21 protein-coding genes are annotated in these 16,819 nt (G+C 47.9%); 4 read left to right on the forward strand and 17 right to left on the reverse strand.

Features of this window, described 5'->3' with window-relative positions; genetic code table 11:
* Positions 1–70: 70 nt before the first annotated feature.
* The 8 genes from FS818_RS10780 to FS818_RS10810 form a co-directional block, all read right to left on the reverse strand.
* On the reverse strand, positions 71–895 hold the full coding sequence (locus FS818_RS10780; protein WP_145331791.1) for a purine-nucleoside phosphorylase: 825 nt from the start codon (positions 893–895) through the stop codon (positions 71–73).
* A gap of 155 nt (positions 896–1,050) precedes the next feature.
* Positions 1,051–1,941, reverse strand: coding sequence for a tyrosine recombinase (locus tag FS818_RS10785; RefSeq protein ID WP_145331792.1), 891 nt, complete (start codon positions 1,939–1,941; stop codon positions 1,051–1,053).
* A gap of 92 nt (positions 1,942–2,033) precedes the next feature.
* Positions 2,034–2,276: a DUF4227 family protein gene (locus tag FS818_RS10790; RefSeq protein WP_145331793.1), complete on the reverse strand. Its 243-nt coding sequence runs from the start codon at positions 2,274–2,276 to the stop codon at positions 2,034–2,036.
* Positions 2,277–2,298: 22 nt separating this feature from the next.
* Positions 2,299–2,448, reverse strand: a complete 150-nt coding sequence (locus tag FS818_RS28760; RefSeq protein WP_186375458.1) for a hypothetical protein — start codon at positions 2,446–2,448, stop codon at positions 2,299–2,301.
* Positions 2,438–2,905, reverse strand: a complete 468-nt coding sequence (gene fur / locus FS818_RS10795) for a ferric iron uptake transcriptional regulator (protein ID WP_090922447.1) — start codon at positions 2,903–2,905, stop codon at positions 2,438–2,440. The genes FS818_RS28760 and fur overlap by 11 nt, the downstream gene beginning before the upstream one ends.
* 107 nt (positions 2,906–3,012) lie before the next feature.
* Complete coding sequence (gene spoIIM, locus FS818_RS10800) at positions 3,013–3,642, reverse strand: stage II sporulation protein M (RefSeq protein ID WP_145331794.1); 630 nt, start codon at positions 3,640–3,642, stop codon at positions 3,013–3,015.
* 153 nt (positions 3,643–3,795) lie between these two features.
* Positions 3,796–5,022: an endonuclease Q family protein gene (locus FS818_RS10805; RefSeq protein WP_145331795.1), complete on the reverse strand. Its 1,227-nt coding sequence runs from the start codon at positions 5,020–5,022 to the stop codon at positions 3,796–3,798.
* Between the two features lie 2 nt (positions 5,023–5,024).
* Complete coding sequence (locus FS818_RS10810) at positions 5,025–5,618, reverse strand: NUDIX hydrolase (protein WP_145331796.1); 594 nt, start codon at positions 5,616–5,618, stop codon at positions 5,025–5,027.
* A 205-nt stretch (positions 5,619–5,823) separates the two neighbouring features.
* On the opposite strand from FS818_RS10810, the gene mciZ reads away from it, so the two are divergent.
* Positions 5,824–5,961, forward strand: coding sequence for a Z-ring formation inhibitor MciZ (gene mciZ, locus FS818_RS10815; protein ID WP_145331797.1), 138 nt, complete (start codon positions 5,824–5,826; stop codon positions 5,959–5,961).
* Between the two features lie 123 nt (positions 5,962–6,084).
* Here mciZ and FS818_RS10820 read toward each other — a convergent pair whose 3' ends face one another.
* Positions 6,085–7,215: a M20/M25/M40 family metallo-hydrolase gene (locus FS818_RS10820; protein ID WP_145331798.1), complete on the reverse strand. Its 1,131-nt coding sequence runs from the start codon at positions 7,213–7,215 to the stop codon at positions 6,085–6,087.
* 81 nt (positions 7,216–7,296) lie between these two features.
* On the opposite strand from FS818_RS10820, the gene prli42 reads away from it, so the two are divergent.
* A complete protein-coding gene (prli42, locus tag FS818_RS10825) occupies positions 7,297–7,398 on the forward strand; it encodes a stressosome-associated protein Prli42 (protein ID WP_090922458.1) in 102 nt (33 codons plus the stop codon).
* A gap of 33 nt (positions 7,399–7,431) precedes the next feature.
* Here prli42 and lipB read toward each other — a convergent pair whose 3' ends face one another.
* The 5 genes from lipB to lpdA form a co-directional block, all read right to left on the reverse strand.
* On the reverse strand, positions 7,432–8,139 hold the full coding sequence (lipB, locus tag FS818_RS10830) for a lipoyl(octanoyl) transferase LipB (protein ID WP_145331799.1): 708 nt from the start codon (positions 8,137–8,139) through the stop codon (positions 7,432–7,434).
* A 115-nt stretch (positions 8,140–8,254) separates the two neighbouring features.
* Positions 8,255–9,718, reverse strand: coding sequence for a dihydrolipoamide acetyltransferase family protein (locus FS818_RS10835; RefSeq protein WP_145331800.1), 1,464 nt, complete (start codon positions 9,716–9,718; stop codon positions 8,255–8,257).
* 37 nt (positions 9,719–9,755) lie between these two features.
* Positions 9,756–10,742: an alpha-ketoacid dehydrogenase subunit beta gene (locus tag FS818_RS10840; protein WP_090922464.1), complete on the reverse strand. Its 987-nt coding sequence runs from the start codon at positions 10,740–10,742 to the stop codon at positions 9,756–9,758.
* Positions 10,743–10,744: 2 nt separating this feature from the next.
* Positions 10,745–11,773, reverse strand: a complete 1,029-nt coding sequence (locus FS818_RS10845) for a thiamine pyrophosphate-dependent dehydrogenase E1 component subunit alpha (RefSeq protein WP_145331801.1) — start codon at positions 11,771–11,773, stop codon at positions 10,745–10,747.
* Between the two features lie 142 nt (positions 11,774–11,915).
* Positions 11,916–13,340, reverse strand: coding sequence for a dihydrolipoyl dehydrogenase (gene lpdA / locus FS818_RS10850; RefSeq protein WP_145331802.1), 1,425 nt, complete (start codon positions 13,338–13,340; stop codon positions 11,916–11,918).
* 232 nt (positions 13,341–13,572) lie between these two features.
* Between lpdA and FS818_RS10855 the strand changes: the two genes are divergently transcribed.
* Complete coding sequence (locus FS818_RS10855; RefSeq protein ID WP_145331803.1) at positions 13,573–13,890, forward strand: DUF2627 domain-containing protein; 318 nt, start codon at positions 13,573–13,575, stop codon at positions 13,888–13,890.
* A gap of 40 nt (positions 13,891–13,930) precedes the next feature.
* Here FS818_RS10855 and FS818_RS10860 read toward each other — a convergent pair whose 3' ends face one another.
* Entirely contained in the window at positions 13,931–14,143 is a 213-nt protein-coding gene (locus FS818_RS10860; RefSeq protein ID WP_145331804.1) for a hypothetical protein, read from the reverse strand.
* A 177-nt stretch (positions 14,144–14,320) separates the two neighbouring features.
* Between FS818_RS10860 and FS818_RS10865 the strand changes: the two genes are divergently transcribed.
* Entirely contained in the window at positions 14,321–14,920 is a 600-nt protein-coding gene (locus FS818_RS10865; protein WP_090922476.1) for a thymidine kinase, read from the forward strand.
* Between the two features lie 102 nt (positions 14,921–15,022).
* Here FS818_RS10865 and FS818_RS10870 read toward each other — a convergent pair whose 3' ends face one another.
* Positions 15,023–15,499 (reverse strand): hypothetical protein, encoded by a 477-nt coding sequence (locus FS818_RS10870; protein WP_090922478.1) that lies wholly within the window; start codon positions 15,497–15,499, stop codon positions 15,023–15,025.
* 537 nt (positions 15,500–16,036) lie between these two features.
* On the reverse strand, positions 16,037–16,690 hold the full coding sequence (locus FS818_RS10875) for a hypothetical protein (RefSeq protein ID WP_145331805.1): 654 nt from the start codon (positions 16,688–16,690) through the stop codon (positions 16,037–16,039).
* Positions 16,691–16,819: the final 129 nt, after the last annotated feature.

Genomic DNA, 16,819 nt, shown 5'->3' on the forward strand with positions numbered 1-16,819 from the left:
CATCATTCAATGAATTGTTCCTTATTTAATCCGTCATAAAGATCACTATTGTTTATTCTTCAGTTCCTCATTACATCTTGGGAATAACCGCCAGCACGAGCGCCAGGAAAGCTTCACGTACACGCTCAGTCGTTTCCATTACCTCGTCATGTGACAACGGTTGATCCAGGATACCCGCTGCCATGTTACTGATGCAAGAAATGCCCAGCACTTCAATACCCGCATGGCGAGCGACGATCACTTCAGAAACGGTGGACATCCCTACCGCATCGGCACCGAGAGTACGAAGCATTCTGATCTCTGCCGGAGTTTCGTAGTTAGGGCCAAGCAGGCCTGCATACACACCTTCTCGCACAGTAAAACCTTGAGTTGCCGCTGTATCTTTGGCAAGTGCACGCAGACGACGGCTGTAGGCTTCGGATAAATCCGGGAAGCGTACGCCGAGCGCAGCATCATTCGGACCAATTAACGGGTTTTTGCCAGTCATATTCAAATGATCGGAGATAAGCATCAAGTCGCCCGCTTGATAAGATGTATTTACGCCGCCAGCTGCATTCGTTACCAGCAGACTGCTTACGCCCAGCGCTTTCATGACACGTACCGGGAATGCCGTCAATTCCGGGCCGTATCCTTCGTACATATGAAAGCGGCCTTTCATCATTACAACCGGACGGCCTTGAATCGTACCAAGCAGCAGTTCGCCTTCATGCCCTTCTACAGTGGACACCGGAAAATGCGGAATATCCTGATACGCGATGTTAACGCCATCCTCAATTAGTTCAGCCAGGACGCCGAGGCCTGACCCGAGAATCAAACCGACTTCCGGCTTGATGGAGCTTTTGCTTTGAATATAGGCTGCCGCCTCTGCAATCATCTGTTGGTTTAGTGTTGTCATGAGATGTTGTTCCTCCTTGAGTAGTAACGATCCGTTTATGATTCAGCAGGGTTGTCATGTCTACGTCTGTGTTGGCGCAAGAAGAAATCTAACACGCAACCCGCGTATGTATAACGGCGTTGGTTGGTTTCATGTTGCAAACTATGCATTTAGCCTTATTTTGCACGTGGATGATGGGTCTCATAAATTTCTTTCATCGTCTTGCGTCCATGCTGACTGTATTGCTGCCCGGGCTGTTCGACATGACCAAGCATGTCCTGCACCGCACGAGTGTCAGCTCCGTTTGCAATGAGATGAGCAGCAAATGAATGGCGCAGCGTATGCGGTGTTATCTCACCCGAAATACCCGCATCCACAGCAGATTTTTTTAGCAGCTTCCAGAATCCCTGCCGGGTTAAACGTCTGCCGGATACATTCACAAATAATGCCTGCTCGTCCGCTCCCGCTTTAAGCAATTGTTCACGGAACTCGTCTATATATACGCTCGCCCAGTGGGCAGCCGGTGCACCAATCGGAAGAATACGCTCTTTACCCGCTCCGCCGCAACGAATGAAGCGCATACCAGGCTGTACATCCCGTACATCCAGCGCAATCAGTTCCGACACCCGAATGCCCGTAGCATATAACAACTCCAGCATGGCTCGATCTCGAACGCCTTGGGGTGAGCTGACATCTGGAGAGGCAAGCAACAGTTCGATCTCCGGAATCGTAAGAACTTGGGGAGGTGTCTTATCGGCCTTGGGTGCTTCCACATCAAACGTAGGGTCCTGTACAATCTCGCCGCGCCGCATCAGAAAATGGAAATACGATCGCAAGGATACGATGCTGCGAGCAATCGTTGCATTCGCACGGCCATCCTGTTTGAGCTGACCCACAAATAACACAACATGTGTTCGTCTAACCTCACTCGCTTCGCGAATTCCATATTCCTTTCTCACAAATTCAACGAACTTGTCCACATCTCGAAGATAGGATTCCAGCGTACTGCTCGACTTCCCTTTATCTTCTTCCAGGTATAAAGCATAGGCGTGTATGGTCTGATTCATGTACAACACTCCTCATCTGACAGCAATGCCAAACGGCAGGCTGCTTCCGTATTTGCATCCCTGACGAACGGAGTCACTCTTCACGCCTGCAGCTACTCACCGTACCAATAGAAGAGACGGAGCCGCTCCGACATCGTAGGACGTGCTTCTCCAGTGCCTGGCCAATCCGTTTCCTGAAATACCTTAACCGCATTGCCCATTGGCATCTGATACTGATCCACAGGTGAAATCCATCCGTTGAACAGATCGAGTACGTGGTAGAACAGATACACCAGCGCAGCAAAAAACACAATAAATCGTATAAAACGCAACCCTCTCCGCACAGATATAATCATTGGAACTGTCCCCTCCCGTATTTCAAGTCCAGTATCGTTCTTGAAACAGGGTATGTCCAAATGTCCGGGAATATGCCTTGACGAGTGAACCATAAGCCAGGTTCGTGACCAAAAAAGCTCCCCCGTCAAAACCGCCGGTGAGAGCTTGAAGATAGGCTATGTTATTCTTCATCTTTGGGCTTTTGTTCATTTTTAGCTTTGCAACGATAACAAATTCCATGAAAGTCCAGTCGGTGATCTACTACCGAAAAGTTAAATTCCCGCTCCAGTCGTTCTTCAAGCGGTCCAAGCCAGTCCTCACGTATTTCATCCATACTTCCGCATTGCACGCAGATTAAGTGATGATGGTGATGCTTGGATGTATCTCCGCGCAGATCATAACGCGCTACACCGTCGCCGAAGTTGATTTTCTCTACAACATGCAACTCACTCAATAGTTCGAGGGTACGGTACACGGTTGCCAGACCGATTTCGGGAGCCTTTTCTTTAACGAGCATGAATACATCCTCTGCACTCAGATGATCTTCTTCGTTCTCTAAAAGTACTCTTACGGTGGCTTCCCGCTGGGGCGTTAATTTATAACCTTGGGACTGTAGTTGCTGCTTAATTTTATCGATCCGTGCTTCCATTTTCTCCCTCCCCCTAGGAAATCATTGCACACTGCAACTTAACCCACTCTTTTCATTATAGGGGGAGTTCAATATCAAAGTCAACATTTTAGGACATGTAGTACAAGCTAGACAGGAAGCAACATCGGCGTGACCCAGCGCATCATTGCGGGAGTAATCCATGTTTCAAAAGAGGCCACTCCAAGCAGCAATACCGCCATAACCACCGTCAGAATAATATAGGAAGCAAACGGTCTTTGGCGGCCTGGTGCGCGCTGCATCAAAACCCGATTACGTATGATATATAAGGAGAACGTCATCGCAGCCACACTACAGATCAGTAAGATTGGAATGACGAACAGATTATGCGGCGCTACAGATACAAGTGCAAACAGTAGTCCTTTCCACGAGTACTGCCCAACGAGATAACCTACAGTAAAGCCGATCAGTACCCCTTTTAAAAAATCAAGAACCAGTATGCCTGGTAAACCTACAACAGACAAGCCGAGAATGAAGATCAACCCGACCCATTTAAGATGAAGCATGGCTATATCCCAATAAGCGGTGTGCTCCGTCCCTTGTGAACTATGTTGCACCGTCATAAAGAAGTTGCCCAGATAGGCTTCAAGATCCTGTCGCTGTTCCAAGGAAAGAGCGTTGACCATCAATGCGCCAAAAATGACACCAACCAGAAACAAGACAGCGACGAATACATATAACGAGGTTTGCCCTTTAAACGTAAAATAGGAAGAACGCATACAGGTACGAGTCCCCTTTCCGGTTATCCTGCTCCAAGGAGATAAATCAAACGTTAGACTTGATCATCCTCATGTTTCAGCTTATGAACCTGGGCTCACCTGTATGACTTCTTGTCCGAATTATAACAACCTGCTCTACTCGTCATACTCGTTCTACATTTTCTGAGATGTCTGCTCTTTGGCCGCGACCTTGCCGTATGTGCCCCCACCGCCTGAGGACAATGTCAGTTCACCATTACGAGCCGCTACGATTAATTCAGCGAGCACTGAACCAACTACTTCGGCTAGTTGAGCTTCATCTGTACGATGCAATACAGCCATCTCTGTTCCAAAACGATCCAGTAGTTGACGTAGCTTGGCTTTACCAAGCCCTGGAATGAACTCAAGTGGAACCTGATAATAGTATGGTGGCCTATTTGCAGGAAGCTCCGGTTGCTCACGGTCAGCAATAGCCAGAATACGGTCCAGCACCCCTTGAACTAGCTTGGGGCTACCACAGAGAGAACAACGTTCAGCGGACAAATCCTTCTCATCCATGACGCTGCCACATGCTGCACAATAGGTCCGGTGATACTTTCCGAGTCTTGGATTCAAACCATAATTAGCTGCAATCCTTCTTCCCTCTTCCCCCAGCAAAGCCTTACCGAATTCGTCAAACGAAGGCGAGGCAATCTGTAACTCATTATATTCCCGCCCGATTTTACCTAGCGAATGCGCATCCGAATTCGTTAGAAACGGAACCTGGTCCAGTTCCCGAATATAACTCGCCATAGAAGAATCCGAGCTTAGACCCAGTTCAACCGCATCCACAAGGCTCGTGTCCAGCACATCCGCCATACGTGGCGCTGTGCTACCATAAATGCCCTTGTGCGGTGTAAACACGTGAGCGGGTACAATAAGCCCGCCGCGTGCCTTGATCTCCGCTTGCATCTCAAGAGCAGGTACGTATACCCGCTGGGAGCTGAGATTTACATTTTTCATATAACGCGTCATCCAGGTTGTAAAAGACTTCATTGTATCCAGATCCCGAAAGTAGGCGAGCATGTGGAACTCACGCATCTCAGGCTCGCGAAGCTCGATTTCGGTTCCGAGCAGAATGGTTGTATCCTGATAAGCAATACCACCGCCCTCAACCTCAGACATCGTACCGTTCTCCAGCAGATCCTCAATATCCCTCTGCACAACCGGAGAATGGCAATCAATGACCCCAAGCAAATGAATTCCTTTACGAGTGGATGCCTCCCGAGCTATATTTTCAAAAGTCAAGTCACGGCTACCGCTGATTTTAACCGACTCGCCACGGGACGTACGTCCGATGTGGATATGCAGATCCGCATAACACGGCTCCCACAGCGGTAGCGTTCCCTTTTGATTTTGCATGATTAAAACCGTCCTGTCGTTTTGTAAATATCCCAGGCATACACAGCCATCATCGTTTTGGCATCACTGATTCGATTTTCGTCCATCAGCTGGTACGCTTCCTCCAGCGTGATCTCCGATACTTCAAGAAACTCATCTTCGTCCAGAGCCATCTCTCCAGCTTCCAGTTCCTCGGCAATGTACAGGTGAATGATCTCGTCCGCGAAGCCTGGCGAGGTATAGAAAGACCGCAGATGACGGAGCGACTTGGCTTCATATCCCGTTTCTTCTTTCAATTCACGTGCGGCTGCAGTTTCAGGCTGTTCACCCGGGTCAAGCTTGCCCGCTGGAATTTCAACTTCCGTACGGCCCATCGCCTGACGATATTGATCCACGACCAGCATGCGATCTCCCCTCAATGCCAGTACCGCTACCGCTCCTGGGTGTTTGATAATCTCTCGGGTAGCCGTCTGCCCGTTTGGCAGCTTCACTGTGTCTACCTGAAGTGAGATCACTTTGCCCTCAAAGATCGGCTTGGTGGATACCGTCACTTCGTCAAGCTTGGGATTCGCAGGTTGAGGTGCATGGATCGATGCAGCAGATGTTTTGGATTTCATGTGTAGTTCAGCTCCTTTTAATGTGTGTTGAGTTCAATTGAGCCGAGTTGATTTACACGGACACTCCGATGATGTGTAAAAAATTCACTCAATTGAACTGAGATGTAGTATAAAACTGTGATTTCAGGCATATGGTGAGCCTATAAGAATTTTATCGTGTGTACAAGTCTAATGCGTACAGCGAGAACCAAGGGGGATTCACCAAATGAAAAGTTATCTCACACCTCAGTCTGCGCATGTGGTCGGACAAGCCAGACAAATACAGCTTATCCTTAGACAGTGGATGCGTGAATGGGGCCCAGAAACCAAACTCTGCGACATGCTTGCGGGACGCAAAGGCTAGAAGCTTCACCATTGTTCAAAAAGTCCGAACCCGGCCTGAACCGAATTCGGACTTCATTTTCTTTTTCAAGCGATGCTAAGTTTACATCATATCATCTAATATACGATCGTTTTTTCTGATCGCTTATTTGCCTTTTGCCGTTTCCTGCACAATCGCGATAACGACTTGGGACAACTTCACAATGTCTGCTGCGCGAATGCGTTCTTTGGTGGTGTGGATATCTTCGTACCCTACAGCCAGATTCGCCGTCGGAATGCCGAACCCGTTAAAAATGTTCGCATCGCTGCCACCGCCAGAAGCAAACGTGCTTGTTTCCAGACCCAGGCTTCGAATCGCACGCTGGGCAAGTTGCACTACCTCATGGTCGTCATGGAAGCCAAATGCAGGATATTTAATCTCACTGCGGAACTCTGCGGTTGCGCCATATTTGCGACATGTCGTCTCCAATGCTTCACGCATTTGGGCAATTTGCTGTTCGATTTTCTCTTGCACAATACTGCGAGCCTCCGCATCGATCTGAACAAAGTCACATACTACGTTCAGTGCGGAGCCACCTTGGAATTTACCGATATTCGCTGTCGTTTCGTCGTCAATGCGTCCAAGCTTCATTGCTGCAATGGCTTTGGCTGCAACCTGAATGGCACTGATTCCATCTTCCGGATTCACGCCGGCATGTGCTGACTTGCCATAGATTTTCATCTCAATTTCGGCTCTTGCTGGAGCAGCCACGCAGATCGTACCCACCGCTCCGTTAGAATCCAGCGCATAACCAAAGGAAGCATCGATATCTTTCGGATTCATCGCTCGTGCACCGACAAGGCCGGATTCTTCTCCAACTGTAATCACAAATTGAATTTTGCCATGCGGAATGTTGTTTTCCTGAATAATACGAATGGCTTCAAACAGAGCCGCAATGCCCGCCTTGTCGTCGGCACCCAGAATCGTTGTTCCATCACTGCGAATCCATCCATCCTCGCTCAGCTCCGGTTTGATCCCCTGTCCGGGGGTTACGGTGTCCATGTGACATGTGAAGAGCATCGGCTCTACACCTTCCACACCCGAAGCTTCCAGTGTAACGACCAGGTTGCCCGCGCCATGCCCTGTCTCGTTCATTGTATCGTCCTCATAGACGTGAAGGCCCAGATCCTCAAATTGTTCTTTTAACACCTTGGAAATATTCTGTTCATTTTTTGTTTCGCTATCAATCTGCACCAGATCCATAAAATGCTGAATCACACGCTGTTCATTAATCATTAGACTTTCCTCCCTATCGTAGATACGGTACAATACAGGTACTATGGCTTGTTCAAAAGTTCTGAAAGGAGTTCTCTCTTCATGCAAAATAAGAAATGGTTCAAAATTGTGATCTATCTCATGCTGGCAGCTATGGTTGGCTCCACTCTTTTCATCGCACTGGAACCGTTGCTGTTCGGATAGTCACCCTGATCTGAAGCTCTCTTAACGCGCTGTCTACAGACGCTGGAGGGCTTCTTTTTCTGTACTCCATATCAGATCATATGGGAATATACGCTGAAAATAAGGTACAATATCCCGGGCTACCTGCTCCACTGTGTATGACTTCCCCGTAATATCCTCCAATGAAGTCACGCCATACTGTTCAATTCCGCATGGAATAATGCCCTGAAACCCGGCATGTTGAATGCCTGAGGTGATGTTAAAAGCAAACCCGTGACTCGTCACAAATCCACGTCGATGCTTACACCGATTAAACTTGATGCCGATGGCTGCAATCTTCAAATCACCGATCCATACGCCTGTATATCCCTCTTTACGCTCGGATTCAACGCCCTGATCGGCGAGATAATCGATCATCACCTGCTCCAGCTTACGCAAGTAAGCATGCAGATCCAGTTCCTCATCCCGACCAAGGACTAACAAAGGGTAACCTACCAATTGACCCGGTCCATGATAAGTAATATCACCGCCGCGATCAATTTGAAACAAGGAGATGCCCTGTGCTTTCAACTCTTCCTCACTCCAAAGCAGATGCTCCGGATGGTTCTGTGAACCAATGGTATAGGTTGGCGGATGCTGTAAAAGCAACATTTGTTCAGGACCTTCGCCTTCGTCCAGCTGCTGCACAATTGACTTCTGAAGATTCCATGCCGCTTCATAATCAAGCATCGGTATGTATGCCACATTCAGCGGTTTGCCCATGTTTCCCCACATCCTTCTGCCCATGGTTTAATATATGAAGATACGCCCGTCTCTAGACAGCCAGAAAAGTGCACGGCCCGAGGCACATACACTTTCCCGTCATTCTATCATAAACTTAATACACTTTTGTTTCCATGTTGTAGCCTTCCAGGTTTTCCTTAACACGTTGCAGGAACCGTCCACAGATGACGCCATCCAGAATCCGGTGATCCAGAGAAAGACACAAGTTAGCCATGGACCGCACTGCGATCATATCATTAATGACAACCGGTTTTTTCACAATGGACTCAAATGTAAGGATAGCCGCCTGTGGGTAATTGATAATTGGCTGGGACAGGATGGAACCAAACGAACCTGTATTGTTCACGGTAAATGTACCACCCTGCATATGATCCAGCTTCAGCGTGCCTTCACGGGTTTTACGAGCCAGGTCATCAATCTCACGAGCGAGACCTGCGATATTGCGCTGATCGGCCTGTTTGATGACCGGTGTAAGCACAGAATCCTCTGTACCTACAGCCATGGACAAGTTAATGTCCCGCTTCACAATAATTTTATCAACAGCCCATACCGAGTTCATGATCGGGTAATCTTTAATCGCATTGACGACACCCTTCATCATAAACGAAAGGTAGGTCAGGTTAATGCCCTCTTTCCGTTTGAACTCATCCTTCAATTTGTTGCGCAACATAACGAGATTGGTTACATCCACCTCGATCATCGTCCACGCATGAGGGATTTCAGATACACTTTGACGCATATTACGCGCTATGGCATTACGTACCGGAGTAACATCGATAAAATATTCTGATCTTCCCTGTCCGCCGCCTTCCACTTCAATCTGGGGAATTTTCGGATTTTCGGTCAGATGGATTCCGGAATGACGCACAGGAACGCCCGCATCAGATGCAGGAAGTGTCTGTCCTGCTACGCCGTTCGTAGCTATTGTTGACGTAGTTGCACCAGTATCTCTGATTCCGCTAAACGGGGAAGAAGCCTGTGCAGCAACATTAGATGTTTGTACGGATGCTGATACTGTATTTGCCTGTCCGCCCTGTGCAACATAAGAAAGCACGTCTTTACGTGTAATCCGGCCGCCAGCCCCTGTTCCCTGAACATGCTGCAGATTTAATCCATGTTCTGCTGCCAAGGACTGCACCGCAGGAGAATAGCGATGGCGCATCGGCTGATTGGGATCAAATGCTGCTGCGTTTGATCCGGCAGCCGCCGGAGATTGTCCTGCATTACGCTGTACCTGGGCTTGTTGCGATTGCTGCTCCTGGCTTGCAGCAGGTGTCACTTGTTCAGCGGTGTCTTCATCCGAAGCAGCAACTTGCATGCGGCAGATGGCCTCACCTACCGCGACGGTCGTTCCTTCTTCCACCAACAGATCACCCATAATGCCATCCACCGTAGACGGTATCTCGGCATTCACTTTATCTGTAATGACTTCACAGATCGGCTCGTACTGCTCCACACGGTCACCCGGTTTTTTTAACCATTTGGCTATGGTAGCCGAGACCAGAGATTCTGCGAGTTGCGGCATAATGACCTCGATCCATTTCATACGTTCAGCCATTGATTCATCACTCCAAACTTTGTTCTATCTTTATCGATCAATACGCTGCAAGTTCGCGCATGGCTGTTTTGGCTTTATCCTTGCTCAGCATATAAAATTTCTCCAGCGTAGGACTGATTGGCATCGCTGGTACATCTGGACCGCACAAACGCTGAATAGGCGCATCCAGATCAAACAGACATTCCTCACTGATAATCGCCGCCACCTCTGCGCCAACACCACCGGTTTTGTTATCTTCATGCACGATCAGCACCTTGCCCGTCAACCGGGCCGAATCGATAATCGCTTCACGGTCGAGCGGTTGCAATGTACGGAGATCCAGTACATGTGCCGTAATGCCCTCTTCCCGTTCCAGCTCCTCAGCGGCCTGCATAACAAAATGCAATGGCTGACTGTATCCGATAACTGTAATATCGGCACCTTCACGAAGCACATTGGCCTTACCGATTGGAACGATGTAATCATCTTCAGGCACATCTTCCTTGATCAGTTTGTAGCATTTTTTATTTTCGAAAAAGAGCACCGGGTCCGGGTCGCGGACAGCCGCTTTCAGCAAACCTTTGGCGTCATACGCCGAGTAAGGAGCTATGATTTTGAGTCCAGGCGTACCAAAGAAGATGGATTCCGGACATTGGGAGTGGTACAAGCCGCCGAAGATCCCGCCACCGATTGGCGCTCGAATTACAATTGGACAGCTCCAGTCGTTGTTGGAGCGATAACGGATTTTGGCCGCCTCACTAATAATCTGATTTGTTGCTGGCAGCATAAAGTCCGAATATTGCATTTCCGCAATCGGCTTCATGCCGTACATTGCTGCACCGATCGCCACACCGGCAATCGCCGATTCAGACAGTGGCGTATCCATGACACGCATCTCGCCAAATTGATCCTGCAACCCTTTGGTTGTGGTGAACACGCCACCTTTTACACCGACGTCCTCGCCAAGAACAAAAACATTTTCGTCCCGTTCCATCTCTTCTTTCATTGCGAGACGTATTGCATCAATATATTCCATCATAGCCATGATTACCGTCCCCCTTCTTCGCTGTCTGCATAGACATGCGTCAGCGTGTCCTCAGGTTTAGGATATGGCGCATTGTCTGCATATTCAGTTGCTTCTTTCATTTCCAGCGCGAGCTGGGAAGCCAGATCCGCATCCCGGGCTTCGTCCCAGATGCCGCAATCAATCAAATAATTTTTCATCCGAAGTACGCCGTCTTTCTTCCAATTCTCCTCAACTTCTTCTTTGGTTCGGTAGGCCAAATCATTATCCGAAGTCGAGTGTGGAGACAGACGATACATCATCGCTTCAATCAGTGTCGGACCTTCACCGGCGATAGCACGCTGGCGCGCTTCTTTCACAGCCGCGTACACTTCGAGTGCATCGTTGCCATCCACGCGAAGTCCCGGGAAACCATACCCCAGTGCACGATCAGAGATTTTGCCGCTAAGCTGTTTGTGAATTGGAACCGAGATTGCATATTGATTGTTCTCACACATAATGATAACAGGCAGCTTATGCACACCCGCAAAGTTTGCGCCTTCGTGGAAATCCCCCTGGTTGCTCGAACCTTCCCCGAAGGTAACAAAGGAAACAAACTCTTTCTTCTGCATTTTGGCAGCAAGTGCAAATCCGACCGCATGAGGAACTTGTGTAGTCACCGGGCTGGACCCGGTAACGATACGCAGTTTCTTATGACCAAAGTGACCTGGCATCTGCCGGCCGCCACTGTTTGGATCTTCCGCCTTCGCAAAAGCGGACAGCATCAGCTCACGCGGTGTCATACCTACGGCAAGAACAAAACCATAATCCCGGTAATAAGGCAAAAAGTAATCCTGATCACGGTCCAAGCCAAAAGCCGCCCCGACTTGCGCTGCCTCCTGGCCTACACCGGATACGTGAAAGTTAATTTTGCCAGCCCGCTGCAAGAGCAAGCAACGTTCGTCAAACTTGCGTGCAAGCAGCATGTATTTGTACATATCTAAAACTTCTCCATCGGTAAGTCCCAGTTGTTGATGACGATGAACCGCATCTGCAGTACCTTGTGAACTCATATGAGGTACCTCCTTTTAATCAAAGCCTTTTGCAAGTCCTACTACCCACTCTTATAACCTGGTACTAAGACTTGGCTTAACCTTATTATAATCCCTTTTGCCCAAAAAAGGAAAGTACCTTTCTCACTCGGGGTTATCCGGCTTACATTCCAATCGCTTTTCCATCCACGGCTAACATCGCTTCGCCCATGATTTCAGACAGTGAAGGATGTGGATGAATGGTCTGCCCGACTTCCCATGGCGTTGCATCCAGCATCTGTGCCAATGCGGCCTCTGCAATCAGTTCAGTAACATGAGTACCAATCATATGTACCCCTAAAATATCATTCGTTTTGGCATCCGCTATAACCTTCACGAATCCATCGCGACTACCGTGAATCAAGGACTTGCCGATCGCCTGAAATGGGAACTTGCCGGTTTTGATCTCGTGTCCGCGTTCTTTAGCTTCCTTCTCCGTGAAGCCAATGCTGGCGGCTTCCGGGCGAGTATACACGCAGCGTGGAATCCGATGAGCTTCAATCGGATGCACGCTCTCACCAGCAAGATGATTGACTGCAAGTATGCCTTCGTGACTTGCGGCATGGGCTAGCTGTAACCCGCCGATGCAATCACCAATCGCATAGATATGGCCTTCTCCAGTTTGCAGGTGTTTGTTAACCGCAATAAAGTCTCGTTCCACTTTGATATCGGTATTCTCAAGTCCGATATTTTCAACGTTAGCCTGACGTCCTATAGACACCAGCATTTTTTCGGCAGTCAGCGTCTCTACCTTATCTCCCGCAAGCTGCACATCGATGTTCACGTTCTGGTCTTCGGTGCGGTAGCTGTCGGTCATCAGTTTAGCGCCAGTCAAGAAGCGTACGCCTCGTTTGCCTAGTAAACGTTGCATTTCTTTCGCTATATCCTCATCTTCTGCAGGAAGTACATGAGTTGCTGCCTCAACCACCGTCACACTCACGCCAAAATCATTCAGCATAGAGGCCCATTCCAGGCCGATAACACCTCCGCCCACAATGAGGATTGAAGCTGGCAGCTCGTCCATGCGAAGCGCTTCATCACTGCTCATGATGTATCGTCCATCCGGTTCAAGACCCGGTAGCACACGTGGACGTGAGCCCGTAGCAATAATCAGGTTCGTTGGAACAACCGTGTCCATCTCGCCGTCCTCAAACTCCACCGCTACAGCTCCGCTCTGTGGCGAGAAGATCGAAGGCCCGATAACACGTCCTTTGGCGTGCACGACTTCGATTTTATTTTTTTTCATCAAATATTGAACGCCCTGGTGAAGTTGCTCCACAATCGCATCTTTACGTGCCTGAACCTTCGGAAACACCAGTGTTGCTCCTGTGGTCTCGATGCCGTAGCTCTCGCTATCCTGAATTTCCGCGTACATCTCGGCGCTTTTCAGTAGCGCCTTGCTTGGGATACATCCCCGATGCAGGCAAGTTCCACCTAGCTTGTCCTTTTCTATGATAACGACTTTTTTTCCTAGCTGGGCAGCACGGATCGCCGCAACATATCCGCCCGTTCCTCCACCTAATACAGCAACATCACATGGTATTGGCATCTCTATGTTCTCCTCTATATGCTCATTTTTTTGAATATAAAAAATAATAAAATGACCTATGGTACCTTAATATCTTGCATACCCTCTATATGCCATTGTACTCTCCTTGCGCGGTCAACTCAAAGTTTGACCATTATCGCATGGACAGTCTGTACATTCCAAGCTATGATATAAGCAGGGATCCCTGTAAGCGTAACCTTTATTTTATGTCTACACTGGCAGAAAGGGTATAATGCTCATGAATACAAAAATAGTCTTTGCGCGCTTTCTCGCAATTGTTGTACTCGTTATCCCAGGCTTAATGGCCATGAAGGGCTTTCTCATGATGAAAGATGCCTTATTCCTATATTACGCGGAGCACGGAAACGATCTGGTCGCTCCCGGATTCCAGTGGCTTTCCTTTCTGGGTGGGCTTGTGCTTTTTGCGGCAGGCATGAGTTTTCTCGGCGGCTGGATTCTGTTTCGCGACCGCAAACGCAACTATGTAGGACCACGTTTTCGCTCCAAAAAACAGTCAGAACAGATGGAAACACCCGGAAGCACTTCATGATTCCGGGCTTTTTTGCTTTCTGCGCATAATTTGAAATGCTTCATTCATACAAGGCATCTCGAAGCTTAGTCGACATGCGTGACTCTTTCGAAGAGGACTTCAGAATCGTTCTGCGCAATGTCAGATTGCTGGCTTGTAGTCGCTCTGCTTCTGTGAGTAGTTCTGTAAATAATGCCTGCGCAGCTTCATCCAGCTTGCTTTTTTTATTCAGCTCCTCGTAACGCTGTTTCAGTGAGGTTAATGCTTCGTTCATTGGTAACACCTCTTTTCAGATAACTCTAGCGACTCCAGCTTTCGCAACCAGCATCGTAACCATCCATATCGTAACACAAACCGATTCATATTAGTTCTGGCTCTTTCCAAAGAAGATGTGGTAATCTGTAATGGTCGCTTTTTTTTGAATTCCGTATGCGAGAGGGGTAGCAGCACCGTGCAAACTGGACGTATTACCGTAATTACTGGACCCATGTTCAGTGAAAAATCTGGTGAACTTATTCGCCGTTGTCAGAAACTTATTCAATTTGGCCGTAAAAAGGTCGTTGCCTACAAACCAGCCGAGGATGATCGATTCGCACAGGACGAGATCGTAAGCCGGATCGGCTACAGACTGCCTGCCCATTCCATTCCCCGGCAATTAACGCCGGAATCCGTAGAGACCATTCTGAATCAAACCATAGATGCCGATGTTGTTGCCTTTGATGAAGTTCAGTTTTTCAGCAGCGCCATCATGGAACTCGTTTCCGAACTGGCTTACTGTGGCAAACATGTGATTGTGGATGGACTGAACATGGATTATCGGGGAAAAGAATTCGGATATATCGGTGGTCTGCTTGCCATGGCTGACGATATTGAGAAACTTTCTGCATTCTGCGCAGTCTGTGGCAGCCCGGATGCTGCTTTCACACAGCGAATTGTCAACGGAGAACCCGTCACGTTGGGTCCAGTTGTCATGATTGGCGATTCGGAGGCTTATGAGCCCCGCTGTCGTTGCTGCTTTATTCCTCCTCACAAAGTGGAATGCCCGTCCTAAGATACACTCAGTACCAAAGCCCAATTGGGCTTTTTTTATTTTCAGCAAAGGATAGGCACAAAAAAGCACCGCTGATTGCGATGCTCTCCAAGTCACTTCCCGCTAATCACGGGAAACAAAATATTTGTTGGTCATGTAATATGCGTCGCCACGTGACGTTTCTACCATTCCTTTTTTGGCATCCAGGAATACAATCTCTTTACATTTCGTGCAGTACCATTTGGTACGTTTATAAGGAGATTCCGTGACGTAGGCCGTGCCGCATTTACAATCAATTTTCATCAATAGCTCGGTGGATTTATAAGCACTGGACAGACGTTCCAGGTTATCCTGCTGCTGTGTTGGCATGATCGTCTGCTGATAATCGGATAAATGATTTTGAACCTTAAAGTCTGCGACCAAACCTGCATTTAACCCAAAAAATTCTTTGCCGATCTCGGTTACGAAGCGTCTCTCATTTCTATAACAATCGAGCCATTCAACAATCTGCTTATTAGACAGTGGAACCGTACCCTTGATACCGCTATTTAAGGTGTAGGTCATGATGTATAAAGTATCGTCTTGTCTTCCTGAGTACATTAGAATCCTCCTTCGAATACATTTGCTAATGTACTACAAAAACGCGCATAAATCAAAAAAATATTGTTTCCTGAGCGCATTTCTTCTTATTAAATGGGAAACATACCTCTCTCATCTGCTAATGTCTTACAAGAACTGCATACACCTGTAACATTTCCCTGAGGAGCGGCATAATACACGACGCTTTTCACATGTTTCCTGCAAATGGAACAGTAGTTCCTCCTTTCCTTTTTTGGAGTGTAGTCCGATAGCTTCACTACGTTTTGCCGCCGCCGAAACCTTCGTAAAAAACCTAGCCAATCCATATTCGCTTCACTCTTTCTTATGCGCTTGCCTTGTCGTCGTTTTTTCCTTGGCCTGCAAAATCGCGCCACCTGTTATGTATACGATTCCAAGTTGTGCGTGCCGATCTCATATTTTATTCGACGTTTCGAGTGTTTTTCCTGTTTTAATCTCAGTACATATTAAAAAAAACCGTAGACACCTGTATTCTCTGCACCCGAGAAACAACGGCCTGATCGGTTTTTTATTCATCATTCATTTATAAAATGTGCCCAGTACGTCGAGATCCGATGAACGCTCTATGCGAAAAGGATAGATGAACCCCTGTTTCAGTTTAGCAAACTTTCGTCCCCACAGATCCAGTCCGGATGTAAACTTATATGCCTGATATATGAATTTGGAACAATAATTTCGCTCGACACTTAGGAGATTCGTTTGCAAGCGGTAGAACTTCACCTGCTTATAATGCTCTTGAACCCATTCTGCTGCCCGATCACCCACCTGATGGAGCTTGGAACGGAACACAATAAAGCGATCTCCTTCATAAAAGCGAGTGAGATACCAGTCCAGTGTATCGGCAAAAACCGGTCCGTAAGGATGCACATGATACACCTTTCCGTCCAGACCAATAATGCCCATATGCCCGGCATAATAAGTTGATTCCGAGCTTGGCGTATAGACGATGTCCCCTGGCTCAAGCTTCAACGATTTTAATTCACTGAGAGGCATATCCTGCTGTTGCCTTTTTACAGCGGCACGTTTACGTCGGCCCTCGACCAATAAACGATGCAATGCTCCGGCTGTGGCAAGATAAACCTCGGACCATTTCACTCGTTTTATATTCACGCGTTGAAGCAATCGCTGAATGAAAGTCGAATTTTGTTGTCCGGATGATGAACTTTTTTTCATTGTTGTACTCCACCCTTGTCGAATGTAGTCCGGTTATGAGTTTCTAGGCTAGCATGCATGATGTGAAAACCTGCTATGATTCGTGCGCAAACCTGTTGTAGATTTTGATTATAGACGTTTTAGTGCTGA

It is taken from the genome of Paenibacillus xylanexedens, from assembly GCF_007680605.1.
Taxonomy (GTDB): Bacteria; Bacillota; Bacilli; order Paenibacillales; family Paenibacillaceae; genus Paenibacillus; species Paenibacillus xylanexedens_B.